The 1,106-nt window shown below is 71.0% G+C and carries 1 protein-coding gene; it reads right to left on the bottom strand.

The annotated features are described in order from the left end of the window. The coding region (glyA, locus tag ACFQ36_RS22855; RefSeq protein WP_377017882.1) for a serine hydroxymethyltransferase at positions 1–1,106 on the bottom strand (1,106 nt) is incomplete at both ends.

The following is a 1,106-nucleotide window of genomic DNA, read 5'->3' on the forward strand; positions in this document are numbered from 1 at the left end:
TCGCCGAAGCCGCGGGTGGCCAGGGCCGGGGTGCCGATGCGCAGCCCGGAGGTGACCATCGGCGGGCGCGGGTCGAACGGGACCGCGTTGCGGTTGACCGTGATGTCGATTTCCGCGAGGCGGTCCTCGGCCTGCCGCCCGTCCAGCCCGCAGTGGCGCAGGTCCACCAGCACCAGGTGCACGTCGGTGCCGCCGGAGACCACGGAGATGCCCTTGGCCGCGACATCGGGCTGGACCAGGCGTTCGGCCAGGATCCTCGCCCCCGCCAGCGTGCGCTGCTGGCGCTCGGCGAATTCGGGCGAGGCGGCGAGCTTGAAGGCCACCGCCTTGCCGGCGATGACGTGCTCCAGCGGGCCGCCCTGCTGGCCGGGGAACACCGCGGAGTTGACCTTCTTGGCAATGTCCGCGTCGTTGGTCAGGACGATGCCCCCGCGCGGGCCGCCCAGGGTCTTGTGCGTGGTGGAGGTGACCACATGGGCGTGCGGCACCGGGTTCGGGTGCAGGCCCGCGGCGACCAGGCCGGCGAAGTGGGCCATGTCCACCATCAGGTAGGCGCCCACGGAGTCGGCGATGGAGCGGAACTCGGCGAAGTCCAGCTGGCGGGCGTAGGCGGACCAGCCGGCCACGATCAGCTGCGGCCGGTGCTCTTCGGCCAGGCGGCGGACTTCGGCCAGGTCCACCCGGTGGTCGGTTTCGGACACGCCGTAGGCCACCACGTTGTAGAGCTTGCCGGAGAAGTTCAGCTTCATCCCGTGCGTCAGGTGCCCGCCGTGGGCCAGGTCCAGGCCCAGGATCGTGTCCCCGGGCTTGATCAGGGCGTGCATCACCGAGGCGTTGGCCTGGGCGCCCGAGTGCGGCTGGACGTTGGCAAAACCGGCGCCGAACAGGGCCTTGACCCGGTCGATGGCCAGCTGCTCGATGACGTCCACGTGCTCGCAGCCGCCGTAGTAGCGCCGCCCCGGGTAGCCCTCGGCGTACTTGTTGGTCAGCACCGAGCCCTGCGCCTGCATGACGGCGACGGCGGTGTGGTTCTCCGAGGCGATCATCTCCAGCCCGCTGCGCTGGCGGGTGAGTTCGTCGTCGATCTTCGCCGCGATCTCCGGATC

The sequence above is a fragment of the Arthrobacter sp. GCM10027362 genome (assembly GCF_042679445.1).
Taxonomy (GTDB): Bacteria; Actinomycetota; Actinomycetes; order Actinomycetales; family Micrococcaceae; genus Crystallibacter.